Below are 21,344 nucleotides of genomic sequence, written 5' to 3'. Positions count from 1 at the left end.
CTTCCTCCTGAAAAATCCGTTTCGCACTTCACCGGGAAAAGGGCAGCCGCAATCGCCATGCTCCCTTGTCAGCAGCCCATGATATGACCGGGATCGTGACAAAGCCCCACCGCCCCAAGTCCTCTGAGCCCCATCGCACCGTGACATCAACTTCCGTCCCAATCTCGGCATCATTCCTGCGAAAACGAAGCTACGCTACACGGTTTACTGGCGGGGCCGGCTGAACGTCCACCCATTGAAATGGACAACGCACTCATTGCCCCCAGGAAAATGATGAAACGGCCCTCATGGCTTGTCGCTCTGCGGGTTGAGGGGAAGTACATCGGGCTAGACGCTGGCAAGGACATAACAAAGCGGCGCCATCCACAGCGCCAGGTTGATCGTCCATTGCAGCGCTCTTTCGCGAGCGCTTCCCAGCTTTCGCTGCTGGAGCACGAATGCCAACGCAGTGGAATGCAGCAACAGGGCGCAGGCAGGAAAGCGCTCGCGACCGCGAGGCTGAGCCCCAGGCTGATGCGGCTATACCACTTCATCGATACCCTCCCGACGCGCCTTCCGGACCTACGCCGATCGTCCCGGAAAACGGCCCGATCCGCCTCGCTTCACCCTGCTTCAGTCAGAGCGGCTCAGGGCTTCCGGGGCTCGTTGCCGAGCAGACGATCGAGTTCGCCCATGACGCGATCGCTCTTGGCCTCTTCGAGCTTGCGCCGGGCCTCGGCGAGATTGGCCTGGGCGCGCTCCATCTCGACCATGCCGACGGCGGTGATCACCGCCTGCAATGGCACGCCCCTGCCGGTGGAGCGCATGCCGTTGCGTTCGCGTTGCTGCGGCGCGCAGATGAACTGGAGGACAGCCTCATGGCTTTCGTTGGGCAGCGGGGTCCAGCCCTTGGCGAAGGTGAACTGGAGGTTCGTGGGTTGCCCGTTGTTGGAGAAGGTCTTGGCGTTGACCACCTTCACCTCTCGCGTATCGCAGCGGTACTGGTGCGCGCTGAGCAGATGGAAAGAGTCGAACAGCATGGCGATCTGCACCTGCCAGGCGTTTTCCATACCCGGCACCGGTGCCAGCGAATCGGCATCGGCCAGGAACACGTCAAGCTCGGCAGGGTCATCGCCCTTGTGTACCACCCACCAGTCTTCGGCCCAGGCATGGCCGGATGCGGCCAGCAGCGCGGAGCACAGCCAAGTCACGGCACTGCGGGAAACCTTGCGATAGACGTTCATGTCACCTTCCTTTGTGGGGAAACGCTTCCCTGCCGATCGTGGATAGGGGCGGCACCCGGCGCCCCTGAGCGAACACCCGCTATTTCAATGACAGCGGCACGCCCCAGACCGGGTCTTCCATGCCCTGCTTGCGCAGCGGTGTGATCTGCAGGGGCTGGAGCCTGGACAGCAGTTGCCGGTGCTTGTCGCTCAGGGCCCGCTGGGCGATCAAGGACTGGCTGAAGTCCATCGGCGCCGGCCAGGTGTAGACGGTCAGGTTTTCCAATGGGCATTCGATCTTCTTCGGATCGATCGCCCGGCACTTCGACTGCTGGTACTTGTAGCCGGGGGTCTTGAGGTGCATGCGCGGGGCCAGCAGCAATTGCCCGCCCTGCACGCTGAAGCTGGCCAGCGCCTTGTCGACCGGCAGGCGTGCCTGGATCTTGATCGAAGGTACGTCGCGGGAGTCGGTCTGCTGGTAATAGCCGGCCTGGGAGCCCTGGGTCGTCTGCGTATATTGCTGCTCGCCCCAGCTCACGCAGGCGCCCGAGGCCACATGCACGGCGGTGCAGACCTTCTCGGTCTTGATCTCGCTGCCATAGGTGGCATCTTTCCAGACTTCTTCCCGGTAGTACTCGCGATACAGCTCGGGGGACAGGTACGCGGTGCCGTTGGCGCCATGGCCCGAACCGGGCGGACCGCTGCGGGCGCCGACCTGGTCGAGCAAGCCATGGATCTGGTAGTCGTCGCCGCCGGTCAGCAGGTACTTGCCGGGCGGCAGGATATGCACCTCGAAGGCCTTGAACAGATAGGTCTCGTCGGGCTTCCGCTGCAGCGCGTTGGTCTGGAACTTGCGGCCGAAGGTCACCTTCGGGTCCTTCTCGTACTCCCAGATCGCCGTTGGCGTCCACTGGGTCATGGTCAGGGCATCGCTCAGGGACTTGTGCGGCATCACGTCGGCCACCAGTACCACGACCATGTTCCCCTTCAGCGCCTGGTCCACCAGGTCCAGCATCTGCGCGTTGCGCGGATCGTCCATGCTGCCATAGGCGCCCGAATCGAGTTCCGACACGCAACCGGAAAGGCAAAGCAGCAAGGCGGCGGAAAGGGCAAAACGCGGGCGGGGCAGTCTCATGCATCGATCCTTGATAGAGGCTGGTGCGGGTCGTCGGACGGCCCATCTTACTGGCCCCAGCCTGGATCGCAATATTTCAAATGAACTAGGTCGGCAGGGGCACACCGGCAGGGCCAGGAGCTGCCACGGCCCGCCGGCCCTCGTTGGTTCGGCTCCTCCCGATCAGACTGCCCACAACCGGCTGCAGACCTTCAGGCGTCGGAATCGGCGCCGCCTGGCATGCCCCTCCTCGGGAAACGAGACTGAATCGCCCTGCCCGGCCGGCATCACTCAGGAAGAATGGTGATTCCGCGTGCCCTGAGACTGCGCCGGTCTTTTCGGAGAGTTTCCAGCAACCGGTCCCTTGTCTCCCGGACGTGCGATTCGACCATCCCCGCGGCGCGTTCGATATCGCATGCCCTCAAGGCGGCGATGATGGCGCGATGCTCGGCCCAGCCGTGATGTTCCGGTTGGCTCTCCAACCATCTGACACGCTGGAGGCGCGTCAGGGCCTCGCCGAGCCCCCGACTGATGAATTCATTGCGGGCCAAACCGGCAATCCAAAGGTGGAATTGGCGTCCGGCAGACTCGGTCTCTTCTGCCGAGGCATTTATCGGCACCGCATCCAGTATGGCCTCCCCCTCCCGGAGATAGCTTTCTTCCGCCTCTTTTCCACCGAGGCGAACTGCCGTTACCTCAAGCATCTCCCGGTATACGAACAATTGTTCTATTTCCTGAAGATCGATGGGCGGCACCAGCCATCCCCGGCCCTCCCTCGCAACGAGACCTTCAGCCTCAAGACGAACCAGTGCCGTGCGGATAGAGCTTCGCGAGGCCCCTGTCTGCCCTTCGAGCCAGCGCTCCGTCAGGCGCTCTCCAGGGCCGATCTCCATATCCAGAATCAAGCGGCGCAGCCGCTCTTCAGCCTGCTGAATGACCGTCATTAGGTGCCTCCGATTGACAGATCCATTGGCCAACGTCAATGTATACCAAATTGGTATACCAAATTGACTGTGTGGTATCGAGTGTCTCTGATCGGAGTCTGCTGATGCAAGGCAACATGAACGAACCCGCTATCGACTGCTGGCAACGCAACCTCGCCGTGTGCTTGTTCGGAGCCTTCACCACCGTCTTCGCCATGACACTTATCCTGCCGTTCCTCCCGGTCTACATAGGTCAACTCGGGGTATCGGGCCACGCTGCAATCGTGCAGTGGTCGGGTATCGCCTACGCCGCCACTTTCGTCACCGCCGGGTTGGTAGCACCGCTTTGGGGGATGCTTGGCGACCGCTACGGTCGCAAGCCCATGCTGGTCCGAGCCAGCCTGGGAATGGCGATCACCATGTTGCTGATGGGGCTGGCCTCCGATATCTGGCAATTCATCGGCTTGCGCTTGTTGGCGGGAATCGCCGGCGGGTACTCGTCGGGGGCAACGATCCTGGTCGCGGTGCAAGCTCCGAAATCCCGTTCGGCATGGGCATTGGGTCTTCTTTCCTCGGGCGTGATGGCCGGCAATCTGTTAGGGCCGCTGGTTGGCGGCTTCCTGCCTCCTCTGATCGGCATACGAGCCACATTCTGGGGCGCCAGTGGATTGATCTTCATTGCGTTTGTCTTCACGACCTTCATGTTGCGCGAGACTGCACGCCCCTCCGTCCCCGCCGTCGAAGAACCTCCCAAGGTCGGTTGGTCGAATATGCCCAACAAGGCGGTGATCCTCGCCATGCTGGCGACAGGCCTGCTGCTGATGATTGCCAACATGTCGGTCGAACCGATTATCACCGTCTATATCGAAACGCTGCTCGAGGACTCGAGGCGGGTGACGTCTGTGGCGGGTCTGGCCATGTCGGCGGCAGCGCTCGGAAGCATCATCTCCGCGACCTATCTGGGTAAGGTGGCCGACCGGATTGGCTACGGCGTCATCATGATAGCCGCGCTGAGCGTCGCGGCCGTCCTGCTGATTCCCCAGGCTTTCGTATATGCAGGGTGGCAACTCATCGCCCTGCGCTTCCTGATGGGCATGGCGCTTGGCGGCCTGCTTCCGTGCATGGCCGCTGTAATCCGCCATAGCGTCCCGGAGCGATTCGTCGGCTCGGCAATGGGCTGGTCGCTATCCGCGCAATTCGCCGGCCAGGTAATCGGGCCGGTAATCGGAGGGTTCGTCGGTGGCCAGTTCGGGATGCGCAGCGTTTTCCTGGTAACCAGCCTGTTGATGCTGGCAGGGGCGCTATTCAACTGGCGAGCCCTTGGGCACTCCACCCGCTAGACGGTTTTCCACCACCCAGAGGTCGTCATGACTGAGCTCGTGCTTGAATCTCCCTTTAATTCCGCCCTGCTGCTGATGGATTTCCAGGAATTCGTGCTGAACAACTTCGTGCCCGCACCTCGCGCAGCCGAGGTAGTGGCCCGCACCTCCAGATTTCTTTCCAGGGTACGGCAAACCGATATGCTTGTAGTTCATGTAACGGTGGGCTGCCCGCCCGATGGTCCGCCAATGGACAGGCGCAACAGGCTATTCCGCGAGCTACGTGAAAGTGGCTTGATCGAACCGGGAAGCCCCGGGTTGGCGATCACCGCCGCCTTGCAGCCGATCGAAAGCGAACCGGTCATTACGAAGAGTCGCGTCGGCGCCTTCACGGGTACGGAACTGGACGAGCTTCTCTGGGCGCATGATATTGAAACATTGCTCATCGCTGGAGCCACTACCTCAGGCGTAGTGCTGACGACGGTTCGCCAGGCGTTCGATCTGGACTACCAGTTGGTTGTGCTCAGAGACGGCTGTGTCGATGGCGATGCAGAGTTGCATGACTACCTCATGGCCAGAGTCATTTCCGACCACGCCACGATCACCGAAATCGATGAAGTGGCGAAAACTCTACGCATGTAGAGTGCGCCAGCCATACAGAAGCAACGGTCGTTCCCGAGTACCGCCGCCCAGACCCTTGGCAACTTCCCTCGCTCGATCCCACCTCCGATAAAAGCATCGGCGATGTGCTCGGCGACTCCTCGGGGCTATCGAAGCTGACCATCAGTAGCGTCAAGGCCACTCACCGGGAACGCTCCTTTGGGCTGGAACCCACCTCCCTGCCAAAAGGCTTTCAAGATCCGGGAGCTCGATACTATCGTCGAGCGCATGTAGAGAGGCCCAGTGGAGGGTAACGACTATCTCCTCGGGTCTGGCAACCATTTTGCCTGGCAGCGCCCCAGAAAATGGCGATCGAGTCCATCCCCACGAAAGATGTACCAGGGGCGGAGATTCTGGTCAGTGACTGAAAAACGGTGGCGGCCCAGGTCGAGAGGCTGATGGAGACATCATCCGAATCGAAGTACTGTGACAGCCTACGAGCCGTGCTGGAAAGCCTCGGGTTATCGGACACCGACGCTGGGCGGGTGGAACTGCTCATTGCCGACGATATGGCAAAGGCCCCATCCCTGATAAAATCCCTCGCCCTGCTCCGCTCCCCCTACCGAAGTCCCGATGCGCCCAGAACCGACCAACGCCCCCGCCGCCCTCTCACGCCGCTTCTCCGTTGCGCCGATGATGGACTGGACCGATCGCCACTGCCGCTTCTTCCTGCGCCAGCTGTCCCGTCACACCTTGCTCTACACCGAGATGGTCACCACCGGCGCGTTGCTGCACGGCGATCGCCAGCGCTTCCTCCGCTACGACGAATGCGAGCACCCACTGGCGCTGCAACTGGGCGGCAGTGTGCCGGCGGAATTGGCGGCCTGCGCGCGGCTGGCGGAAGAGGCCGGCTACGACGAGGTCAACCTCAACGTCGGCTGCCCCAGCGACCGGGTCCAGCACAACATGATCGGCGCCTGCTTGATGGGGCATCCGGCGCTGGTGGCTGACTGCGTGAAGGCGATGCTGGATGCGGTGGAGATAGCGGTGACGGTGAAGCACCGCATCGGTATCAACGGGCGCGACAGCTATGCCGAGCTCTGCGATTTCGTCGGCCAGGTGCGCGAGGCCGGCTGCCGGAGCTTCACCGTGCATGCGCGGATCGCCATCCTCGAAGGGCTCTCGCCCAAGGAGAACCGCGAGGTGCCGCCGCTGCGCTACGAGGTCGCGGCGCAATTGAAGAAGGACTTCCCGGACCTGGAGATCGTCCTCAACGGCGGCATCAAGACCCTCGAGGCCTGCCGCGAGCACCTGCAGACCTTCGACGGCGTGATGCTCGGTCGCGAGGCCTACCACAACCCCTACCTGCTGGCCGCGGTGGACAGCCAGTTGTTCGGCAGCGAAGCGCCGCCGCTCAGTCGCAGCGAGGCCTTGCTCCGTCTGCGTCCGTACATCGAGCGACACCAGGCCGAAGGCGGCGCGATGCATCACGTGACCCGCCATATCCTCGGCCTGGCCCAGGGCTTCCCCGGCTCCCGGCGATTCCGCCAGTTGCTCTCGGTGGACGTGCACAAGGCCGCCGATCCGCTGCGGGTTTTCGACCAGGCGCTGGAACTTCTGGCGGGGCGATAGCTCCCATTGAGCCGCGCCTGCGGCTCGGGTAAGGTCGGGGAATTCTTCTTCCCAAGAACCCACCTGACAAGACCTCGCCATGACTTCGAAGCTGGAACAACTCAAGCAATACACCACGGTGGTCGCCGACACCGGCGACTTCGATGCCATTGCCCGCCTGAAGCCGGTGGACGCCACCACCAACCCGTCGCTGCTGCTCAAGGCCGCCGCCCTGCCGCGCTACGCCGAGCACCTTCGACAGGCTACCGCAGGTAGCGGCGGCGACGCCGGACTGGCTTGCGACCGCTTCGCCGTGGCAGTCGGCAAGGACATCCTCGGAGTCATTCCCGGACGTATTTCCACCGAAGTCGACGCGCGCCTGTCGTTCGACAGCGAGGCCACCCTCGCCCGCGCCCACCGCCTGATCGAGCTGTACGACGAACAGGGCATCGACCGCGAGCGGGTTCTGATCAAGATCGCCTCCACCTGGGAAGGAATCCGCGCCGCCGAGATTCTGGAACGCGAGGGCATCCAGACCAACCTGACCCTGCTGTTCTCCTTCGCCCAGGCGGTGGCCTGCGCCGACGCCGGGGTGTTCCTCATCTCTCCGTTCGTCGGGCGCATCTACGACTGGTACAAGAAGAGCGAGAACCGCGACTACGCCGGCGCCGAGGATCCCGGCGTGCAGTCGGTCTCGCGCATCTATCGCTACTACAAGGCCAACGGCTACAAGACGGTGGTGATGGGCGCCAGCTTCCGCAATCTCGGCCAGATCGAGCAACTGGCCGGCTGCGACCGCCTGACCATCAGTCCCGACCTGCTGCAACAACTGGCTGACGCCCAGGGCGAGCTGCCGCGCCTGCTGCTGCCGGGCGAAGGCGAGCCGCGCCAGGTGCTCGACGAGAGCGCTTTCCGTTGGCAGATGAACGAGGACGCCATGGCCACCGAAAAGCTGGCCGAAGGCATCCGCCTGTTCGCACGCGACCAGGAAAAGCTCGAATACCAGTTGGCGACCCGCCACTGATCGCCGCTGCCGGCGGGACGCGCATGCAGGGCGTCCCGTTCCGGCGCAGCGGAGGATTCAGCAGGAATTCGGGAAGGGATCGACCGGTTAATGGCGCTCCAGGGCGCTGACCAGGTCGTGGAAGGCTTCGCGGTTGGATTCGTTGAGGCCCATCAGGATGCGGTGCGCCTCCAGGACCTTGTCGCGCACCACATCTTCCGACTGGTCCTGCGGCGGCAGGTCGGACAGGCATTCCGGGCACGGAATCGGACGATCGACGATATTGAACACCTGATCGAAGCCCATCGACTGCAACAGACGGGTAATGTCCGGATTGGTGGTCACCAGCGTGGGCAACAGGCCGATTTTCTGCCGCGACAGGATGGACAGCTTGGCCAGCAGGCCGAGCGTGGTGCTATCGATGCTCTGGGTTTCCGTAAGATCGATGATGATCGCCGAGAAATTCAGCGCAGCGAAGATCTTTTCGATGGTGGAATCCAGGGCCGAGCACAGGGTGAGGCGGACCTCACCGACGAATTTCAGAACGAAGGAGCCGTTCTGTTCGGCAAACTGGATTTTACCGGTACTCATGCAAGGTTCCTGCTCAACACCAGCAAGGCGATATCATCCGGCATCTCCGCCAGGTTGGCCAGCCCGAAGACCTGGCGCAGCCCGTCGAGGGTGCCTCCGGCGGCTGCCACCTGCTCCGGTAGCAAAGCCTCTTTCTCCTTCAGCGTAGCTCCTGGCAGCACATCGAGGATGCCATCGGAAAACAGCGACAGGCTGAAGGAAGGGGGCAACTCCATGACCCGGTCGTCATAGCTCGCATCGTCGAACAGGCCCACCGGCAGGCCACGGCCTTCCAGGTAGCTCGCCTGCCCGTCGACGAACAGTACCGGGAGCGGCAGGTGGCCGCCGATGCTGTAGGTCAGGCAGTTCTTCTCCAGGTCGATGACCCCGCCGAGCATGGTCACGTGCTTGCCCAACTTGGTGTTGATCAGGCCGCGGTTGATGTGCGCCAGCACCTCGGACGGCTTGAACTCCGGGAGCGTGCCGTTGCGCCTCGACTCATAGAGCAGGCGCGTGGTCATGAACTTCAGCAGCACCGTGACGAAGGCCGAGGAAGCGCCATGGCCGGAAACGTCGGCCAGGTAGAACGCCACGCGTCGCTCGTCGACCCGGAAGTAGTCGACGAAGTCGCCGGAGAGATACAGCGACGGAATGATCCGGTGGGAAAACTCCAGCCCCTCGATGCTCCACGGCGTCACCGGAAGCATGTTCATCTGCACCTGGCGGCCGGCGTTCTGGTCTTCCTGGAGCAGGTTCAGGCTGGCCTGCAATTCGCGGTTGGCGGCTTCCAGCTTGTCGCGGTAGCGCTGGTTCTCGACCCGCAGGTAGGCGCGATCCAGGGCCCGGCGCACCGAATGCTCGAGCACCGCGAGGTCTTCCAGGGGCTTGATCAGGTAGTCGGCGGCGCCCAGGCGCAAGGCTTCCACCGCATCGCTCATCACGCCGGCTCCGGAAAGTACGATGATCGGCGTTTCCGAAGCGGTCTGGCGGATGCGGCGGATCAGTTCGAGGCCGTCGATCTGCGGCATGCGCAAATCGCAAATGACCAGGTCCGGCTGTTCGCTTTCGAAGATCTGCAGGCCCTGCAGACCGTTGAGGGCCTGCAACACCTTGAAGTTGCTGTCTTCCAAGTAGGCGGCGAGGCTTTCGCGCACCACCTCGTCGTCATCGATGATCAGCAGCGTGGCACTGACTTTATGCATGGGTCATCCAGGCAAACGGCGCCGGAAACAGTGGGTCCTAGGCGCTTATTGTAAGTGACAACAGCGCGGCTACGGGGTTCGACAAGGCGCAGACGGTACTCCCATCCGTTGAGCAGTTCAAGCCGTTGACCTTTGCCGGAAAATCCGCCTTTGTCCGTCCGATCCCGTCCGCACGGTATAAACTTTGACGATAATCGCCAGGATTGCCAGTCGCCCTCCCATCGCCCCGACCATGAGGATCAGCCCATGCAGCCCATCGAGCACAACTACAGCGAGAAGCGCGACTTCATCCGCATGAAGCTCGACACCCCGGTCACCATCCGCTGCGAAGGCCGCGAGTCGGTGGCCCTGTGCCGGGACCTGTCCGCCAGCGGGCTGCTGCTGGAAGCGCAAAGCGAACTGGCTCCGGGCGACCACCTGCGGGTGAGCATCCCGTCCACCCACGAGACGCTCACCGGCCTGGAACTGGAAGCCCGCGTGGTGCGCTGCGAACGCCTCGGCCCGGGTCGGCATAGCCTGGGGCTGAGCATCGTCGCGATCCACTGAAACGACGAAAGGCGACTCAAGGGCCGCCTTTCCAGGTGTCGCACGAAGCGGGTCGACTTAGAAGTCGTCCTCCACCTCGCCGTCCTTGACCTTGAACTCGCGGTTCTGCAGGTAGGCGTTGCGGATGAAGATGTACTTGTCGCCGCTGATCAGTTTTTCCGACTTCAGCAGGTTGGCACGGGTGTCGACGGTATTGATGCCGAACATCACGTTGCGCGCGCGTACGTCGTCCATGTAGTGGTAGGGACTGACATAGATGTCCGGGATCTTCGCCGGGGCATCGCGCAGCGTGCTCGGGCCGAGGAACGGCAGCATCACGTACGGGCCGCTGCCGACGCCCCAATAACCCAGGGTCTGGCCGAAGTCCTCATCGTTGCGCTGCAGGCCCATCGGGGTCGCCACGTCGATCAAGCCGGCCAGGCCGAAGGTGCTGTTGAACAGCAGGCGGCTGGTGTCCACGCCGGCATTGTGGAACTTGGCCTGCAACAGGTTGTTGGCCAGGTTCTTCACGTCGCCGAGGTTGTTGAAGAAGTTGTGCACGCCGTCCTGAACGAAGTTCGGGGTGACCTTCTGGTAACCCTGGGCCAGCGGTTTCAGCGCATAGGTGTCCAGGGTGTCGTTGAAGGTGAAGATGGGACGGTTGATGCTTTCCCAAGGGTCTTCTTCACTGGCCGCCAGGGACAGCGTGGGTGCCAATGCGAGGCTGGCGCAAGCCAGGATTCGGGCACTACGTTCGATCCAGTTCACGCCGCGGGCGCGCATTGCTGTATCTCCTTTGCATGACTAGTCTTGGCCGCCAGCGCGGCTTCAGCGTGCGCGCAGTATATAGGCTCGCATCGATTTTGAGACTAGAAGAGTTACGAGATGGCTGACAGACAATTGCTACACACGGCCCATATCCCGGTGCGCTGGGGCGACATGGACAGCTACGGGCACGTCAACAACACCCTTTATTTCCAGTACCTGGAAGAGGCCCGGGTGGCCTGGTTCGAAACCCTCGGCATCGACCTGGAAGGCGCTGCCGAGGGGCCGGTCGTGCTGCAAAGCCTGCACACCTACCTGAAGCCGGTGGTGCATCCGGCCACCGTGGTGGTGGAACTGTACGCCGGCAAGCTGGGCACCAGCAGCCTGGTACTGGAACATCGCCTGCACACCCTGGAAGATCCGCAAGGCACCTATGGCGAAGGCCACTGCAAGCTGGTCTGGGTGCGCCACGCGGAAAACCGTTCGACGCCCGTGCCGGACAGCATACGCGCCGCGATCGCCTGACTCAGGCGCCCGGATAGGCCGCGTCGAGCACGATCTCCAGAGCGTCCGGACGCCAGAACTCCTGGTCGAACTCGACCACCCTCTGCCCCTCCGCGTAACTCAGTCGCTCCAGGTACAGCGCCGGCGAACCCGGCGCCAGTTGCAGCGGCTCGGCCTGGGCCGCGTTCAGCGCGGTCGGGTGCATCGCCAGTTGGCAGCGCGTCGGCTGCAGGCCGAAACGCTCGCGCAGCAGGCTCATCAGCGAAGTATCGAGGTCGTGGTCCAGCAGGCCTGGGCACCACCCGGCATCCAGGGCGATCAGTTCGATCAGCACCGGACGCTCGTCCACCCAGCGGCGCCGTTGCAGGAAATACACCGGCGCGCTGTCCTCCAGCCCCATCCGCTTGGCCAGCCAGGCGCCGGCTGCACGCCGCTCGGCGTGCAGCGTCTCGGTACGCGGCTGGCGTCCCTGGGCGCTGACGTATTCCATGAAGCCGGTGGTACGGGTCGGGTTGTAGCGGATCCGCGGCGGCGCGACGAACCAGCCGCGGCGGTTCTCGCGATAGACCAGGCCTTCGGTTTCCAATTGCTGCAGGGCTTCGCGAAGGGTGATGCGGGTACACAGGAAGCGCTCGGCCAACTCCCGCTCGGAGGGAAGTTTCACTTGCAGCACACCCTGGGCGATATCCGCGGCGAGCTGGTCGCGGATGCGCAGGTACTGACGAGATTGATCGACCGGCATGACGGCCTCGCTGATTCAGACCGGCCGATTATAACGGCAGCCCGTCGGCCTATCGCCACTGCCACGAAAACGTCACGGCGGCGTCACAAAACCCCTCTAGGCTGGCCTAGACCATTTGCCAGACGCCTTTCGCATGCCCAGCTCCGACCAACTCCCGCGCTTCACCGCCCTGCTCTTCGGACTCTCCGGCGGCCTGGTGGATTTCGGCGCCCGGACCCTGTCCCTGGCGCTGCTGCGCAGCCATCCGCATAGCCCTGCCGAACACCTCCGCGACGCCAGTCTGCTGCCCTTCGCCGAGGCACAAAGCTTCCTGTTGCAGCGCAAGCCGAACAAGAACGAGCGCCAGCGCCTGGAGCAGGCCCTCGACGAAGCCGCCGAGGAACAGGCCGAAGCCATCGCCGGTGCCGTGGCCCTGCTGGAGAGCCTGGACGAACAACGGATTCCCTACGCCTGGCAGGACGAGCTACCGGAATCGGTCTGCCAGCGCCTTGCCGCGCCGCTCGGCCGAGCGGACGCCCTGATCCCCCTCGCCGGCGCGCGCCCCTGGCCGGCCCCCGATGGCTGCTGGCAGGCCCTCGCCCGGCTGGGCATCGAGCGCCTCGACGGCTGCGTGCTGGTCAGCGCCCAACCGCGTCAACTCCAGGCCGGACTCAATGCCGGGCTATGGACCATCGGCCTGGCCGCCAGCGGGCCGTCGTGCGGCCTCTCGCCAGCCGACTGGGACGCTCTCGGACATACCGAGCGCGACCGCTTGCGCGCCGACGCCACCCTGGAACTGTACCGCCTGGGCGTGCATTCCGTGATCGATCACCTGGGCGAGCTGCAACCCTGCCTGCACGACCTCGCCGTCCGCCGCCTGAAAGGAGAAAAACCATGAGCCGCGCCCGTCACCGCTTTCTCGACGAACTGGCCGAACGCTTCGCCAGCCATGGCGCCGAGCCCTATGGCGAGGCAGTCAGCCAGGCCGAGCACGCGCTGCAGTGTGCGACCCTGGCCGAGCGCGCCGGTTGCTCGGACAGCCTTGTAGTCGCCGCCCTGCTGCACGATATCGGCCACCTCTACGAAGACCCGGCGCAGATCGACGAGGAGGACCTGCGCCACGAGGAATTCGGCGCACGCCTGCTGCGCGAGCTGTTCCCAGAGTCGGTCTGGCAGCCGGTGCGCCTGCACGTATCGGCCAAGCGCTTTCTCTGCGCGGTGGACCCGAGCTACCACGCCAGCCTGTCGCCGGCCTCCCGGCACAGCCTGGTGCTGCAAGGCGGGCCGTTCGACGAGCGTGCCGCCGCGGCCTACATCAAGGCGCCCTATGCCCAGGACGGCCTGACCCTGCGCCGCCTCGACGACCTGGCCAAGGACCCGGCCATGCGCACCCCCGAACTGACGCACTTCTTCCCGCTGCTGGAACGCCTGCTGCGGATTGATCCGGATCGCGCACATCTGCGCCCGACAGGTTAATCTGTTCGGCATGGACGGACCTTTCGGCGCCCGCCGGAGGTCCACCGAAGACTTGTACGTCGAGGGAAATACCATGCCGAAAGAGAGTCTGCTGCGCGAACTGTCCGCCCTGCGCGAGCAACTGGAGCAACAACCGCCGCTGAACGAAGAGCAGCGCGCCGAACTGGAACTCCTGATCAGGGACATCGAACTGAAACTGGCCAACGAGGACGCCCTCAACGAAGGCAGCCTGGTCGATGGGGTCAACCTCGCCGTCGAGCGCTTCGAGGTCAGCCACCCGACCCTCGCCGGCACGCTCCGCTCCATCGTGCAGAGCCTGGCCAACATGGGTATCTGAACGACTTGCCGAAATGAAAAGCCCCGGCATGGCCGGGGCTTTTTCGTATCCGCGTGTTGCGAGGCGTTACTGGCGCACCAGGCGTCGGTTGTCCGGTGCGACCTCCGCCAGGCTGCGGTAGGGATTGATATCCAGGCCGCCACGGCGTACGTAGCGCGCGTAGACGCTGAGCGCCTGCGGCTGCAACAGGCGCTGCAGGTCGAGGAAGATGCGTTCGACGCACTGTTCGTGGAAGTCCTGGTGCTGGCGGAAGGAAACCAGGTAGGCCAGCAGGCTGGCCGGGTCCAGCGCCGGGCCCCGGTAGTCGACCACCAGGGTGCCCCAGTCGGGCTGGCCGGTGACCGGGCAGTTGGACTTGAGCAGGTGGCTGTAGAGCTGCTCCTCGACGATCCGCCCGGCGTCGCAGCGCAGCAGTTCCGGGCGCGGCTGCTCGTAGCCGTCGACGGCGATGTCCAGCTCGTCGATGCAGCGCCCCGGCAGACGCCCGATGCCCTCCTCGGCAACTTCGTCGAGGCTGCGCAGGCGCACGCCCACGGGCGCCCCGACAGCGGCCGAGAGGTCTTTCTCCAATACCGCGCGAAGCGCCTCGCGACTATCGAAGGCGGACTGGTTGAGGGAATTGAGGTAAAGCTTGAACGACTTCGACTCGATGATGTTCGGCGAGTCCGCCGGGATCGAGAACTCGCCGATCGCCACCACCGGCTTGCCGGCCGGGGTCAGCCAGGACAGCTCGTAGCAGTTCCAGATATCCACGCCGCGATAAGGCAGGGTCTCGGCGCTCAGGCCAAGCTCGGCCCATTTCGCCGTGCGTGAAATGGGAAACAGCAGCGACGGCGTGTAGCTGGAGACGTATTCGCTGGTCTTGCCCAGCGGCGAATGTTCGGCGGGATGCTGCATGAGGGAAACCTGCTGGATGAATCGCGCAGGGCCCTTCCCCGCGCGCCGCGCCGCACTGGCGGGCGGCGGCAAGTGTATACGGATCGGCCGGCATCTTCACGCCGGCCGTCCGCCGGCTCAGGGCTGCACGGTCAGTTGACCGACCATCCCGGCCTGGTAGTGGCCGGGGATGTTGCAGGCGAACTCCAGCCGGGTGGCTTTGGTGAAGGTCCAGGTCAGCTCGGCGCTCTTGCCCGGCTCGACCAGCACGCTGTTGGGGTCGTCGTGCTTCATCATCCGGCCATGGTCCATGTCGGCCATGCCGTGGCCCATCTGACTATGGTCCATCGACGCCATGCCGGTCGGGGTGAGCATCCCGGACTGCTGCATCTCCAGCATCTCCTTCTGGTGCTCGGCATGCATCGCCGCGTCTCCCAGGTTGAACTCGTGCAACAGCTTGCCTTCGTTCTTCAGCACGAAGCGGACCGTCTCGCCGGCCTTGACCTCGATCGCCCGCGGCTTGAAGTACATATCGCCGAGCACCACCTCGATGCTGCGGCTGGCCTGCGCGGCCTGGGCCGGCTTGCCGAAGGTCTGGCCGTGGGCCGGCGAAGCCTGGGCGTTGGCACCGAAAAGCACGCCGAGGACGATCAGGGAAGCGGGAAGCAGGCGGCGCGGAAACATACGGGGAATCTCCATCGGGTTGATGTCGCCTATCCTGTGTCGCTGCGCCTGCCGGCTGGCTGTCGGGAGCATTACATCTTTGTCAGCTTGCCGCCGTTGCGGACCGCGAAGGCTAAGATCGCCCAGCGCCACCGACGGGCATAAAAAACCCGCCGACCGGAAACCAGGGAACCGGTGGCGGGTGAAGACGGGATCGGAGCCCTCCGTCATCCCGTGTGGAGCCGGGGGTGGAAGAACTGGCGATCAGCAGTTTTCCTTGTCCTTCTTCGTCGCTTCGGCCTGCTTCGCCAGTTTCTCCTGGTGCGCGGCACGAGCCTTGGCGGCCTGGGCCTGCATGCGCTCGAAGACGATGTCGCCGCCGCTGTCGGCCATGGCCGGAACGGTCGGGGCGAGGACCAGCAGGAAAGCGAGGGTGGAGGCAGTGAAGGTACGCATGGGAAGTCTCCTCGAATGAGTTCCCCTGTAGTCTGCGCGGGGGCCACTGTCGCCCCCGTTACCCACTGATTACGATGCTGTCAGAAACAGGTCGGCATGGCCGGCAAATGTAACGAGGGATTAACATGAAACTGCTGATCGTCGAAGACGAACCGCGCATCGGCCAGTACCTGCGCCAGGGGCTCGCCGAGGCAGGCTTCGCCGTCGACCTGAGCGACGATGGCAACGAGGGCGAGCAACTGGCCCTGGGCGGCGACTACGACCTGCTGATCCTCGACGTCATGCTGCCCGGCCGTGACGGCTGGCAGATCCTGCGCAGCGTGCGCGACGCCGGGATGACCGTACCGGTGCTGTTCCTGACCGCCCGCGATGCCGTAGAGGACCGCGTGCGCGGCCTCGAACAAGGCGCCGACGATTACCTGGTGAAGCCGTTCGCCTTCGTCGAACTGCTCGCCCGGGTGCGCACCCTGCTGCGCCGGGGCAGCCAGCAGTTGCAGGAGACCACCCTGCAACTGGCCGACCTCGAACTCGATTTGCTGCGCCGCCGGGTGCAACGCCAGGGCAAGCGGATCGACCTCACCGCCAAGGAGTTCGCCCTGCTCGAACTGCTGCTGCGGCGCAGCGGCGAGGTGCTGCCCAAGTCGCTGATCGCCTCGCAGGTCTGGGACATGAACTTCGACAGCGATACCAACGTCATCGAGGTGGCCATCCGCCGCCTGCGCGCCAAGGTCGACGACGACTACCCGCAGCGCCTGATCCATACCGTGCGCGGCATGGGCTACGTTCTCGAAGAGCGCGACGAATGAGCGCCGGGTTCGGCTCGCGGATGTCCCTCGGCGTCCGCCTGAGCCTGCTGTTCGCCGCCTGCACGGCGGCGGTCTCGCTGATCGCCGGATTGATCTTCAGCAGGGCCATCGACGAGCATTTCGTCGAGCTCGACCATATGGCGATGTCCGCCAAGCTCGCGGTGTTTCGCGATGAGCTGCGCGGCCTCGGCTCGGAACAACAGATGCGCCGCCGCGAAGCGGAACTGCTGCGCGAACTGGCACGCCATCCCGACCTCGGCCTGCGCCTGAACGGCCCGGATGGCAGCCTCTGGTTCGAGCGCCTGCCGCAGCCTGCGCATCCCGGCCTGCCCGCCAACCGCGAACTCGGCGCCCCGCTGGAGCCCGGCAACGACGCTTCGCCGCGACTCACAGTGATCCTCGACATCAGTCATCACCAGCACTTCCTGCAACGCATGCGCCAGTTGATCTGGCTGACCATGAGCCTGTCGGCGCTGGCCACGGCGCTGCTCGGCGCCTGGGCCACCGGCGCCAGCCTGGCGCCGCTGCGACGGATGCGCGAAGTCGCCGCGCGGGTTTCCGCCAACTCCCTCACCACCCGCCTCGACGCCAGCCGGATGCCAGAGGAGCTGCGCGGACTGGCCGGCGAGCTGAACGCCATGCTGGCGCGCCTGGAAGAAGCCTTCCAGCGCCTCTCGGCGTTCTCCGCCGACATCGCCCACGAGTTGCGCACCCCGCTCACCAGTCTGCTGACCCAGACCCAGGTGGTATTGTCCCGCCCACGCTCGCTGGAGGACTATCGCGAGGCCCTGCACGGCAACCTCGAGGAGCTGGAACGGCTCACCGCGATGGTCAACGACATGCTGTTGCTGGCCAAGGCCGACCACGGCCTGCTGGCGCCCAGCCGCCAGGCCCTGGACCTGGGCGCGGAAGTCGACTCGCTGCTGGAGTTCTACCAGCCGCTGGCGGAAGACCGCGACATCCGCCTGCTGCGCGAAGGCAGCCTGAGCCTGCCCGGCGACCGCGGCATGCTGCGGCGGGTGCTGGCCAACCTGCTGGACAACGCCCTGCGCTTCACCGCCGATGGCGGCGAGATACGTATCCGTCTCGGCGACCGACGCCTGAGCGTGGAGAACCAGGGTCCGGCGATTCCTCCCGAGCGCTTGCCGCGCCTGTTCGACCGGTTCTATCGTGCCGATCCGGCGCGCCGCGAAGGCCAGGGTGAACACGCCGGGCTCGGCCTGGCGATCTGCCGCTCCATCGTCCAGGCCCACGGCGGCGAGATCCGCTGCGAGTCTGCCGACGGCTGGACCCGTTTCGTCATCGATTTCGCTCGCCCGCGCCGATGAAACGCGAAGCCCCCATGACGGGGGCTTCTGTTTCATGCCTTCGAGCGTTTCATTGGCGCATGCCGCGCCCGCTCACCAGCAGCCTTACGCAGCCGAGATAGAGCACCGCGGTGGCCAGCAGCATGAAGCCGATGGCCACGCCGATGCGAATGTCGGAGACGCCGAGGATGCCGTAGCGGAAGGCGTTGACCATGTGCAGGATCGGGTTGGCCAGCGACACGGTCTGCCAGAACGGCGGCAGCAGGTTGATCGAGTAGAACACCCCGCCCAGGTAGGTCAGCGGCGTCAGCACGAAGGTCGGGATGATCGAGATGTCGTCGAAGTTGCGCGCGAACACCGCGTTGATGAAACCGCCCAGGGAGAAAATGGTCGCGGTAAGCACCACCACCAGCACCGTGATGCCCAGGTGGTGCACCTGCAGCTTGGTGAAGAACAGCGACAGCATGGTCACGATCACCCCCACCGCCAGGCCGCGCAGCACACCGCCGATGGTGTAGCCGAGGAGGATGGTGTGCGGCGATACCGGCGACACCAGCAGCTCCTCCACCGAGCGCTGGAACTTGCTGCCGAAGAAGCTCGACACCACGTTGCCGTAGGCGTTGGTGATCACCGACATCATGATCAGGCCGGGCACGATGTATTCCATGTAGGTGAAGCCGCCCATGTCGCCGATCTGGCGGCCGATCAAATTGCCGAAGATCACGAAGTACAGGACCATGGTGATCGCCGGCGGCAGCAGGGTCTGCGGCCAGATCCGGGTGAAGCGGCGCACCTCGCGGTAGACGATAGTGTTCAGGGCGACCAGGTTGGCGCTCAGCTCGCTACTCATCGGGCGATCCTCGTCAGGTTCTTCTCCACCAGCGACACGAACAGCTCCTCCAGGCGATTGGTCTTGTTGCGCAGGCTCAGTACCTCGATGCCTTGTGCGCCCAACTGGGCGAACAGATCGTTGATGCCCTGGCTTTTCTCCACCTGCACTTCGAGGGTGTGATCGTCCACCAGCCGCGTCGGGTAGCCGTCGAGAGTCGGCGGCAGGGCCTGGACGTTCTTCAGGTCGAGCAGGAAGGTTTCCGAATGCAGGGTCATCAGCAGGTCACGCATGCTGGTGTTCTGCACGATCTCGCCGTGGTCGATGATGGCGATGTTGCGGCAGAGCTGCTCCGCCTCTTCCAGGTAGTGGGTGGTGAGGATGATGCTGATGCCTTCCTGGTTGAGTTCGGTGAGGAAGCTCCACATCGAACGACGCAGCTCGATGTCGACCCCGGCGGTGGGCTCGTCGAGGATCAGCAGGCGCGGCTGGTGGACCAGTGCGCGGGCGATCATCAGGCGCCGCTTCATGCCGCCGGAGAGCATCCGCGAGGCTTCGTTGCGCTTGTCCCACAGGCCCAGTTGGGTCAGGTAGCGCTCGGCGCGCTCCTTGGCGATCTTCGCCGGGATGCCGTAGTAGCCGGCCTGGGTCACGACGATGTCGAAGACCTTCTCGAACTGGTTGAAGTTGAACTCCTGCGGCACCACGCCAAGGCAACGCTTGAGGCCGGCCGGGTCCTTGTCGAGGTCGTGGCCGAACACCGAGACCGAACCGCTGGTCTTGTTCACCAGGGTCGAGAGAATCCCGATGGTGGTGGACTTGCCCGCGCCGTTGGGGCCGAGCAAGGCGAAGAAATCACCTTCGGCGACGTCCAGGTCGATGCCCTTGAGGGCCTGGAAACCGTTGCCGTAGGTTTTCGTCAATTGACGGATGGACAGGGCGGAACTCATTAGGCTTCCCGTGTCGGAAGGTGAAGAGGAAGAGCTAGATAAGGCTACGGGTAACAAAATGCAACAGTAGCCGGCTCAGGTCAGTTCGGTCATTACCGCGGTGCGGAACGCCGGGCGCTCGCGCAAGCGCAGGTACCAGGCCTCGAGGTGGGGCAGCGGCGGGCGCTCGATGGGCATCTCGAACCAGGCGTAGATGAAACAGCCCAGGGGAATGTCACCCATGCCGAAGCGTTCGCCGGACAGCCAGGGTTGGCCGGCCAGGGTCTGGTCCGGCACCCACAGCAACTCGCCGCAGGTCTGCAACGCCTTTGCGATCAGGGCCTCGTCGCGTTGCTCCGGCGACGTACGCAGCGTTCCCCAGAACAGGTCGCGGAACGGCCCGGCGAGAGTCGAGGTGGTCCAGTCCATCCACTTGTCGGCGTCGGCGCGGCGCACCGGGTCCTGCGGATAGAGGTCGCCCGGCGCATAGCGGGCGGCCAGGTAGCGGACGATGGCGTTGGACTCCCAGAGGACGAAGCCGTCGTCCTCGATCACCGGCACCCGACCGTTCGGGTTCATCGCGCGGAACGCCGGCTCATCCACCAGGCCGAACGCCCCGCCGGCATCCACCGTCCGGTACTCCAGGCCAGCCTCCTCGGCGCACCACAACGCCTTGCGCACATTGCTCGAGTTCTTCCGGCCCCAGATGGTCAACATACTCTGCGTTCCCTCTTCGGTTGATGCGGCGGATGGGTCGCCGGAGCGCCCGGACGACATGCCGCACCCTACCGAGGATGGACCGAAGAAGGAAGACGCGCCGGCTGATGGTGACTATCGACGCCCTTCATCTTGCCCGGCCTCGGCCTGGAAATCGCCGTCCAGGGCCAGCGGGCGGCCGGAGAACAGGTGCGGATAGTGCTGCTGCAAGTGGGAGAAGAACAGTTCCTCCGGCAGGTCGGCGAACTGGCCGTGATCGGCCAGGTACTCCATGTAGCGCTCGCCCTGGCGGTTGAATGGATGGAAGACGCTGTCGGCGACGCCGTCGAACTCCAGCGGAGCGACGTCGAAGGCGCGGCACAAGGCACGGTTGAACGCCGGGGTGGCCTTCACCCAGCGGCCCTCGAGGTACAGCTCGGTATAGCCGTGCATGGCGAACACCTCGCTGCGCAGCGCCTCCAGCAGGCGCGGCGTGGCCAGGTGGTTGCGCACGTCGGCCAGGCCGATCCGCGCCGGAATCCGGCAATGCCGGGCACAGGCGGCGAGCAGGATGGCCTTGGGCACGCAATAGGACTCGCCCTGCTGCAGCGCGTGGCTGGCCTTCAGGGTCTGCGGATCGCGGCTGAACACGTAGGGGTTGTAGCGCACCCCGTCGCGTACCGCGTAGTACAGCGCGACCGCCTGGTCACGCGGTTTCGCCGAATTCCCCCGGGATTTTTCCGCGAACTCCACCACCACCGGGTGGTCACTATCCACGAAGCGGCCGGATTGTAGGTAGGACTGCATGGCGGGCTCCCGGCGGGCAATTTGTCCCAGTCTAAACGGGAAGTTTTCGCCTATAACGTGACAAACCGGCCAAGCTGACCGGCCCTGCCGCCAAACGGCGGCA

At 64.4% G+C, this 21,344-nt stretch carries 25 protein-coding genes and 1 pseudogene; 11 read left to right on the top strand and 15 right to left on the bottom strand.

What is annotated here, in order from left to right:
* Positions 1-327 precede the first annotated feature (327 nt).
* The 4 genes and pseudogenes from JHD77_RS02590 to JHD77_RS02575 all read right to left on the bottom strand — a co-directional run bounded on the left by JHD77_RS02590 (position 328) and on the right by JHD77_RS02575 (position 3,260).
* Positions 328-533 (bottom strand): annotated as a pseudogene (locus JHD77_RS02590) (hypothetical protein).
* A gap of 93 nt (positions 534-626) precedes the next feature.
* Positions 627-1,223 carry a hypothetical protein gene (locus JHD77_RS02585; protein ID WP_016852705.1) on the bottom strand — a complete coding sequence of 199 codons (597 nt, stop codon included), beginning with the start codon at positions 1,221-1,223 and terminating at the stop codon, positions 627-629.
* A 79-nt stretch (positions 1,224-1,302) separates the two neighbouring features.
* The gene (locus JHD77_RS02580) at positions 1,303-2,337 is read right to left on the bottom strand and encodes a hypothetical protein (protein WP_191519428.1); all 1,035 of its coding nucleotides are present in this window, start codon (positions 2,335-2,337) and stop codon (positions 1,303-1,305) included.
* 266 nt (positions 2,338-2,603) lie between these two features.
* The gene (locus JHD77_RS02575; RefSeq protein WP_003116580.1) at positions 2,604-3,260 is read right to left on the bottom strand and encodes a GntR family transcriptional regulator; all 657 of its coding nucleotides are present in this window, start codon (positions 3,258-3,260) and stop codon (positions 2,604-2,606) included.
* Positions 3,261-3,364: 104 nt separating this feature from the next.
* On the opposite strand from JHD77_RS02575, the gene JHD77_RS02570 reads away from it, so the two are divergent.
* From JHD77_RS02570 to tal, 4 genes are all read left to right on the top strand, one after another.
* Positions 3,365-4,579 (top strand): MFS transporter, encoded by a 1,215-nt coding sequence (locus JHD77_RS02570; RefSeq protein ID WP_003090864.1) that lies wholly within the window; start codon positions 3,365-3,367, stop codon positions 4,577-4,579.
* 27 nt (positions 4,580-4,606) lie between these two features.
* A complete protein-coding gene (locus JHD77_RS02565; RefSeq protein WP_003104048.1) occupies positions 4,607-5,200 on the top strand; it encodes a cysteine hydrolase family protein in 594 nt (197 codons plus the stop codon).
* A gap of 591 nt (positions 5,201-5,791) precedes the next feature.
* Positions 5,792-6,790 carry a tRNA dihydrouridine(20/20a) synthase DusA gene (gene dusA / locus JHD77_RS02560; RefSeq protein WP_003104050.1) on the top strand — a complete coding sequence of 333 codons (999 nt, stop codon included), beginning with the start codon at positions 5,792-5,794 and terminating at the stop codon, positions 6,788-6,790.
* Positions 6,791-6,869: 79 nt separating this feature from the next.
* The gene (gene tal, locus JHD77_RS02555) at positions 6,870-7,793 is read left to right on the top strand and encodes a transaldolase (protein ID WP_003090868.1); all 924 of its coding nucleotides are present in this window, start codon (positions 6,870-6,872) and stop codon (positions 7,791-7,793) included.
* 87 nt (positions 7,794-7,880) lie between these two features.
* Here tal and rssC read toward each other — a convergent pair whose 3' ends face one another.
* Both rssC and rssB read right to left on the bottom strand, forming a co-directional pair.
* Positions 7,881-8,363, bottom strand: a complete 483-nt coding sequence (gene rssC / locus JHD77_RS02550) for an anti-sigma factor antagonist RssC (protein WP_003104052.1) — start codon at positions 8,361-8,363, stop codon at positions 7,881-7,883.
* The gene (gene rssB, locus JHD77_RS02545; protein WP_003090870.1) at positions 8,360-9,544 is read right to left on the bottom strand and encodes a two-component system response regulator RssB; all 1,185 of its coding nucleotides are present in this window, start codon (positions 9,542-9,544) and stop codon (positions 8,360-8,362) included. Before rssB ends, rssC begins: the two co-directional genes overlap by 4 nt.
* A 246-nt stretch (positions 9,545-9,790) precedes the next feature.
* Here rssB and pilZ point away from each other — a divergent pair, with 246 nt between their 5' ends.
* Positions 9,791-10,090, top strand: coding sequence for a cyclic di-GMP-binding protein PilZ (gene pilZ / locus JHD77_RS02540; protein WP_003104055.1), 300 nt, complete (start codon positions 9,791-9,793; stop codon positions 10,088-10,090).
* 57 nt (positions 10,091-10,147) lie between these two features.
* On the opposite strand, the gene JHD77_RS02535 is transcribed toward pilZ, so the two are convergent.
* Positions 10,148-10,852 (bottom strand): MlaA family lipoprotein, encoded by a 705-nt coding sequence (locus tag JHD77_RS02535; RefSeq protein ID WP_003114777.1) that lies wholly within the window; start codon positions 10,850-10,852, stop codon positions 10,148-10,150.
* 102 nt (positions 10,853-10,954) lie between these two features.
* On the opposite strand from JHD77_RS02535, the gene JHD77_RS02530 reads away from it, so the two are divergent.
* Positions 10,955-11,359 (top strand): acyl-CoA thioesterase, encoded by a 405-nt coding sequence (locus JHD77_RS02530; RefSeq protein ID WP_003104059.1) that lies wholly within the window; start codon positions 10,955-10,957, stop codon positions 11,357-11,359.
* A 1-nt stretch (position 11,360) separates the two neighbouring features.
* Here the strand turns inward: JHD77_RS02530 and JHD77_RS02525 are convergent, their stop codons facing one another.
* Positions 11,361-12,080: a UTRA domain-containing protein gene (locus tag JHD77_RS02525; RefSeq protein ID WP_003104061.1), complete on the bottom strand. Its 720-nt coding sequence runs from the start codon at positions 12,078-12,080 to the stop codon at positions 11,361-11,363.
* 133 nt (positions 12,081-12,213) lie between these two features.
* On the opposite strand from JHD77_RS02525, the gene JHD77_RS02520 reads away from it, so the two are divergent.
* The 3 genes from JHD77_RS02520 to JHD77_RS02510 all read left to right on the top strand — a co-directional run bounded on the left by JHD77_RS02520 (position 12,214) and on the right by JHD77_RS02510 (position 13,872).
* Positions 12,214-12,957, top strand: coding sequence for a phosphatase (locus tag JHD77_RS02520; protein ID WP_003116578.1), 744 nt, complete (start codon positions 12,214-12,216; stop codon positions 12,955-12,957).
* Entirely contained in the window at positions 12,954-13,535 is a 582-nt protein-coding gene (locus tag JHD77_RS02515; RefSeq protein ID WP_003090877.1) for a phosphonate degradation HD-domain oxygenase, read from the top strand. Before JHD77_RS02520 ends, JHD77_RS02515 begins: the two co-directional genes overlap by 4 nt.
* Before the next feature lie 73 nt (positions 13,536-13,608).
* A complete protein-coding gene (locus JHD77_RS02510) occupies positions 13,609-13,872 on the top strand; it encodes a DUF4404 family protein (RefSeq protein WP_003090878.1) in 264 nt (87 codons plus the stop codon).
* A 66-nt stretch (positions 13,873-13,938) separates the two neighbouring features.
* On the opposite strand, the gene queF is transcribed toward JHD77_RS02510, so the two are convergent.
* From queF to ptrA, 3 genes are all read right to left on the bottom strand, one after another.
* Positions 13,939-14,769 carry an NADPH-dependent 7-cyano-7-deazaguanine reductase QueF gene (queF, locus tag JHD77_RS02505; protein ID WP_017149139.1) on the bottom strand — a complete coding sequence of 277 codons (831 nt, stop codon included), beginning with the start codon at positions 14,767-14,769 and terminating at the stop codon, positions 13,939-13,941.
* A gap of 117 nt (positions 14,770-14,886) precedes the next feature.
* Entirely contained in the window at positions 14,887-15,504 is a 618-nt protein-coding gene (gene copI / locus JHD77_RS02500) for a copper-resistant cuproprotein CopI (protein ID WP_074231532.1), read from the bottom strand.
* 171 nt (positions 15,505-15,675) lie between these two features.
* Complete coding sequence (gene ptrA / locus JHD77_RS02495; protein WP_003090881.1) at positions 15,676-15,867, bottom strand: T3SS anti-activator PtrA; 192 nt, start codon at positions 15,865-15,867, stop codon at positions 15,676-15,678.
* A gap of 125 nt (positions 15,868-15,992) precedes the next feature.
* Here ptrA and JHD77_RS02490 point away from each other — a divergent pair, with 125 nt between their 5' ends.
* Together JHD77_RS02490 and JHD77_RS02485 are read left to right on the top strand one after the other, a co-directional pair.
* Complete coding sequence (locus tag JHD77_RS02490) at positions 15,993-16,673, top strand: heavy metal response regulator transcription factor (RefSeq protein ID WP_003098784.1); 681 nt, start codon at positions 15,993-15,995, stop codon at positions 16,671-16,673.
* Positions 16,670-18,001, top strand: a complete 1,332-nt coding sequence (locus tag JHD77_RS02485) for a sensor histidine kinase (RefSeq protein ID WP_003143740.1) — start codon at positions 16,670-16,672, stop codon at positions 17,999-18,001. Before JHD77_RS02490 ends, JHD77_RS02485 begins: the two co-directional genes overlap by 4 nt.
* A gap of 49 nt (positions 18,002-18,050) precedes the next feature.
* Here the strand turns inward: JHD77_RS02485 and JHD77_RS02480 are convergent, their stop codons facing one another.
* From JHD77_RS02480 to JHD77_RS02465, 4 genes are all read right to left on the bottom strand, one after another.
* Positions 18,051-18,830, bottom strand: a complete 780-nt coding sequence (locus JHD77_RS02480) for an ABC transporter permease (RefSeq protein WP_003090884.1) — start codon at positions 18,828-18,830, stop codon at positions 18,051-18,053.
* The gene (locus JHD77_RS02475) at positions 18,827-19,759 is read right to left on the bottom strand and encodes an ABC transporter ATP-binding protein (protein WP_003090885.1); all 933 of its coding nucleotides are present in this window, start codon (positions 19,757-19,759) and stop codon (positions 18,827-18,829) included. The genes JHD77_RS02480 and JHD77_RS02475 overlap by 4 nt, the downstream gene beginning before the upstream one ends.
* Positions 19,760-19,834: 75 nt before the next feature.
* Entirely contained in the window at positions 19,835-20,455 is a 621-nt protein-coding gene (locus JHD77_RS02470; protein ID WP_025271163.1) for a glutathione S-transferase family protein, read from the bottom strand.
* A 114-nt stretch (positions 20,456-20,569) separates the two neighbouring features.
* Positions 20,570-21,241: a transglutaminase-like domain-containing protein gene (locus tag JHD77_RS02465; protein ID WP_003098789.1), complete on the bottom strand. Its 672-nt coding sequence runs from the start codon at positions 21,239-21,241 to the stop codon at positions 20,570-20,572.
* Positions 21,242-21,344 lie beyond the last annotated feature (103 nt).

The sequence above is a fragment of the Pseudomonas sp. P20 genome, assembly GCF_016463925.1.
GTDB classification, from domain to species: Bacteria; Pseudomonadota; Gammaproteobacteria; order Pseudomonadales; family Pseudomonadaceae; genus Pseudomonas; species Pseudomonas aeruginosa.
This window is presented reverse-complemented; position numbering and strand designations above follow the sequence as displayed.

Excerpts from the sequence above, each read along its gene's own strand:
- JHD77_RS02530 (WP_003104059.1), top strand. The coding sequence starts at position 10,955 with ATGGCTGACAGACAATTGCTACACACGGCCCATATCCCGGTGCGCTGG.
- JHD77_RS02470 (WP_025271163.1), bottom strand. The coding sequence starts at position 20,455 with ATGTTGACCATCTGGGGCCGGAAGAACTCGAGCAATGTGCGCAAGGCG.
- queF (WP_017149139.1), bottom strand. The coding sequence starts at position 14,769 with ATGCAGCATCCCGCCGAACATTCGCCGCTGGGCAAGACCAGCGAATAC.
- JHD77_RS02585 (WP_016852705.1), bottom strand. The coding sequence starts at position 1,223 with ATGAACGTCTATCGCAAGGTTTCCCGCAGTGCCGTGACTTGGCTGTGC.
- JHD77_RS02515 (WP_003090877.1), top strand. The coding sequence starts at position 12,954 with ATGAGCCGCGCCCGTCACCGCTTTCTCGACGAACTGGCCGAACGCTTC.
- JHD77_RS02480 (WP_003090884.1), bottom strand. The coding sequence starts at position 18,830 with ATGAGTAGCGAGCTGAGCGCCAACCTGGTCGCCCTGAACACTATCGTC.
- dusA (WP_003104050.1), top strand. The coding sequence starts at position 5,792 with ATGCGCCCAGAACCGACCAACGCCCCCGCCGCCCTCTCACGCCGCTTC.
- rssC (WP_003104052.1), bottom strand. The coding sequence starts at position 8,363 with ATGAGTACCGGTAAAATCCAGTTTGCCGAACAGAACGGCTCCTTCGTT.
- pilZ (WP_003104055.1), top strand. The coding sequence starts at position 9,791 with ATGCAGCCCATCGAGCACAACTACAGCGAGAAGCGCGACTTCATCCGC.
- JHD77_RS02580 (WP_191519428.1), bottom strand. The coding sequence starts at position 2,337 with ATGAGACTGCCCCGCCCGCGTTTTGCCCTTTCCGCCGCCTTGCTGCTT.
- JHD77_RS02565 (WP_003104048.1), top strand. The coding sequence starts at position 4,607 with ATGACTGAGCTCGTGCTTGAATCTCCCTTTAATTCCGCCCTGCTGCTG.
- JHD77_RS02575 (WP_003116580.1), bottom strand. The coding sequence starts at position 3,260 with ATGACGGTCATTCAGCAGGCTGAAGAGCGGCTGCGCCGCTTGATTCTG.
- JHD77_RS02490 (WP_003098784.1), top strand. The coding sequence starts at position 15,993 with ATGAAACTGCTGATCGTCGAAGACGAACCGCGCATCGGCCAGTACCTG.
- tal (WP_003090868.1), top strand. The coding sequence starts at position 6,870 with ATGACTTCGAAGCTGGAACAACTCAAGCAATACACCACGGTGGTCGCC.
- ptrA (WP_003090881.1), bottom strand. The coding sequence starts at position 15,867 with ATGCGTACCTTCACTGCCTCCACCCTCGCTTTCCTGCTGGTCCTCGCC.
- JHD77_RS02475 (WP_003090885.1), bottom strand. The coding sequence starts at position 19,759 with ATGAGTTCCGCCCTGTCCATCCGTCAATTGACGAAAACCTACGGCAAC.
- JHD77_RS02570 (WP_003090864.1), top strand. The coding sequence starts at position 3,365 with ATGCAAGGCAACATGAACGAACCCGCTATCGACTGCTGGCAACGCAAC.
- JHD77_RS02485 (WP_003143740.1), top strand. The coding sequence starts at position 16,670 with ATGAGCGCCGGGTTCGGCTCGCGGATGTCCCTCGGCGTCCGCCTGAGC.
- JHD77_RS02535 (WP_003114777.1), bottom strand. The coding sequence starts at position 10,852 with ATGCGCGCCCGCGGCGTGAACTGGATCGAACGTAGTGCCCGAATCCTG.
- JHD77_RS02525 (WP_003104061.1), bottom strand. The coding sequence starts at position 12,080 with ATGCCGGTCGATCAATCTCGTCAGTACCTGCGCATCCGCGACCAGCTC.
- copI (WP_074231532.1), bottom strand. The coding sequence starts at position 15,504 with ATGCTCCCGACAGCCAGCCGGCAGGCGCAGCGACACAGGATAGGCGAC.
- JHD77_RS02510 (WP_003090878.1), top strand. The coding sequence starts at position 13,609 with ATGCCGAAAGAGAGTCTGCTGCGCGAACTGTCCGCCCTGCGCGAGCAA.
- JHD77_RS02520 (WP_003116578.1), top strand. The coding sequence starts at position 12,214 with ATGCCCAGCTCCGACCAACTCCCGCGCTTCACCGCCCTGCTCTTCGGA.
- rssB (WP_003090870.1), bottom strand. The coding sequence starts at position 9,544 with ATGCATAAAGTCAGTGCCACGCTGCTGATCATCGATGACGACGAGGTG.
- JHD77_RS02465 (WP_003098789.1), bottom strand. The coding sequence starts at position 21,241 with ATGCAGTCCTACCTACAATCCGGCCGCTTCGTGGATAGTGACCACCCG.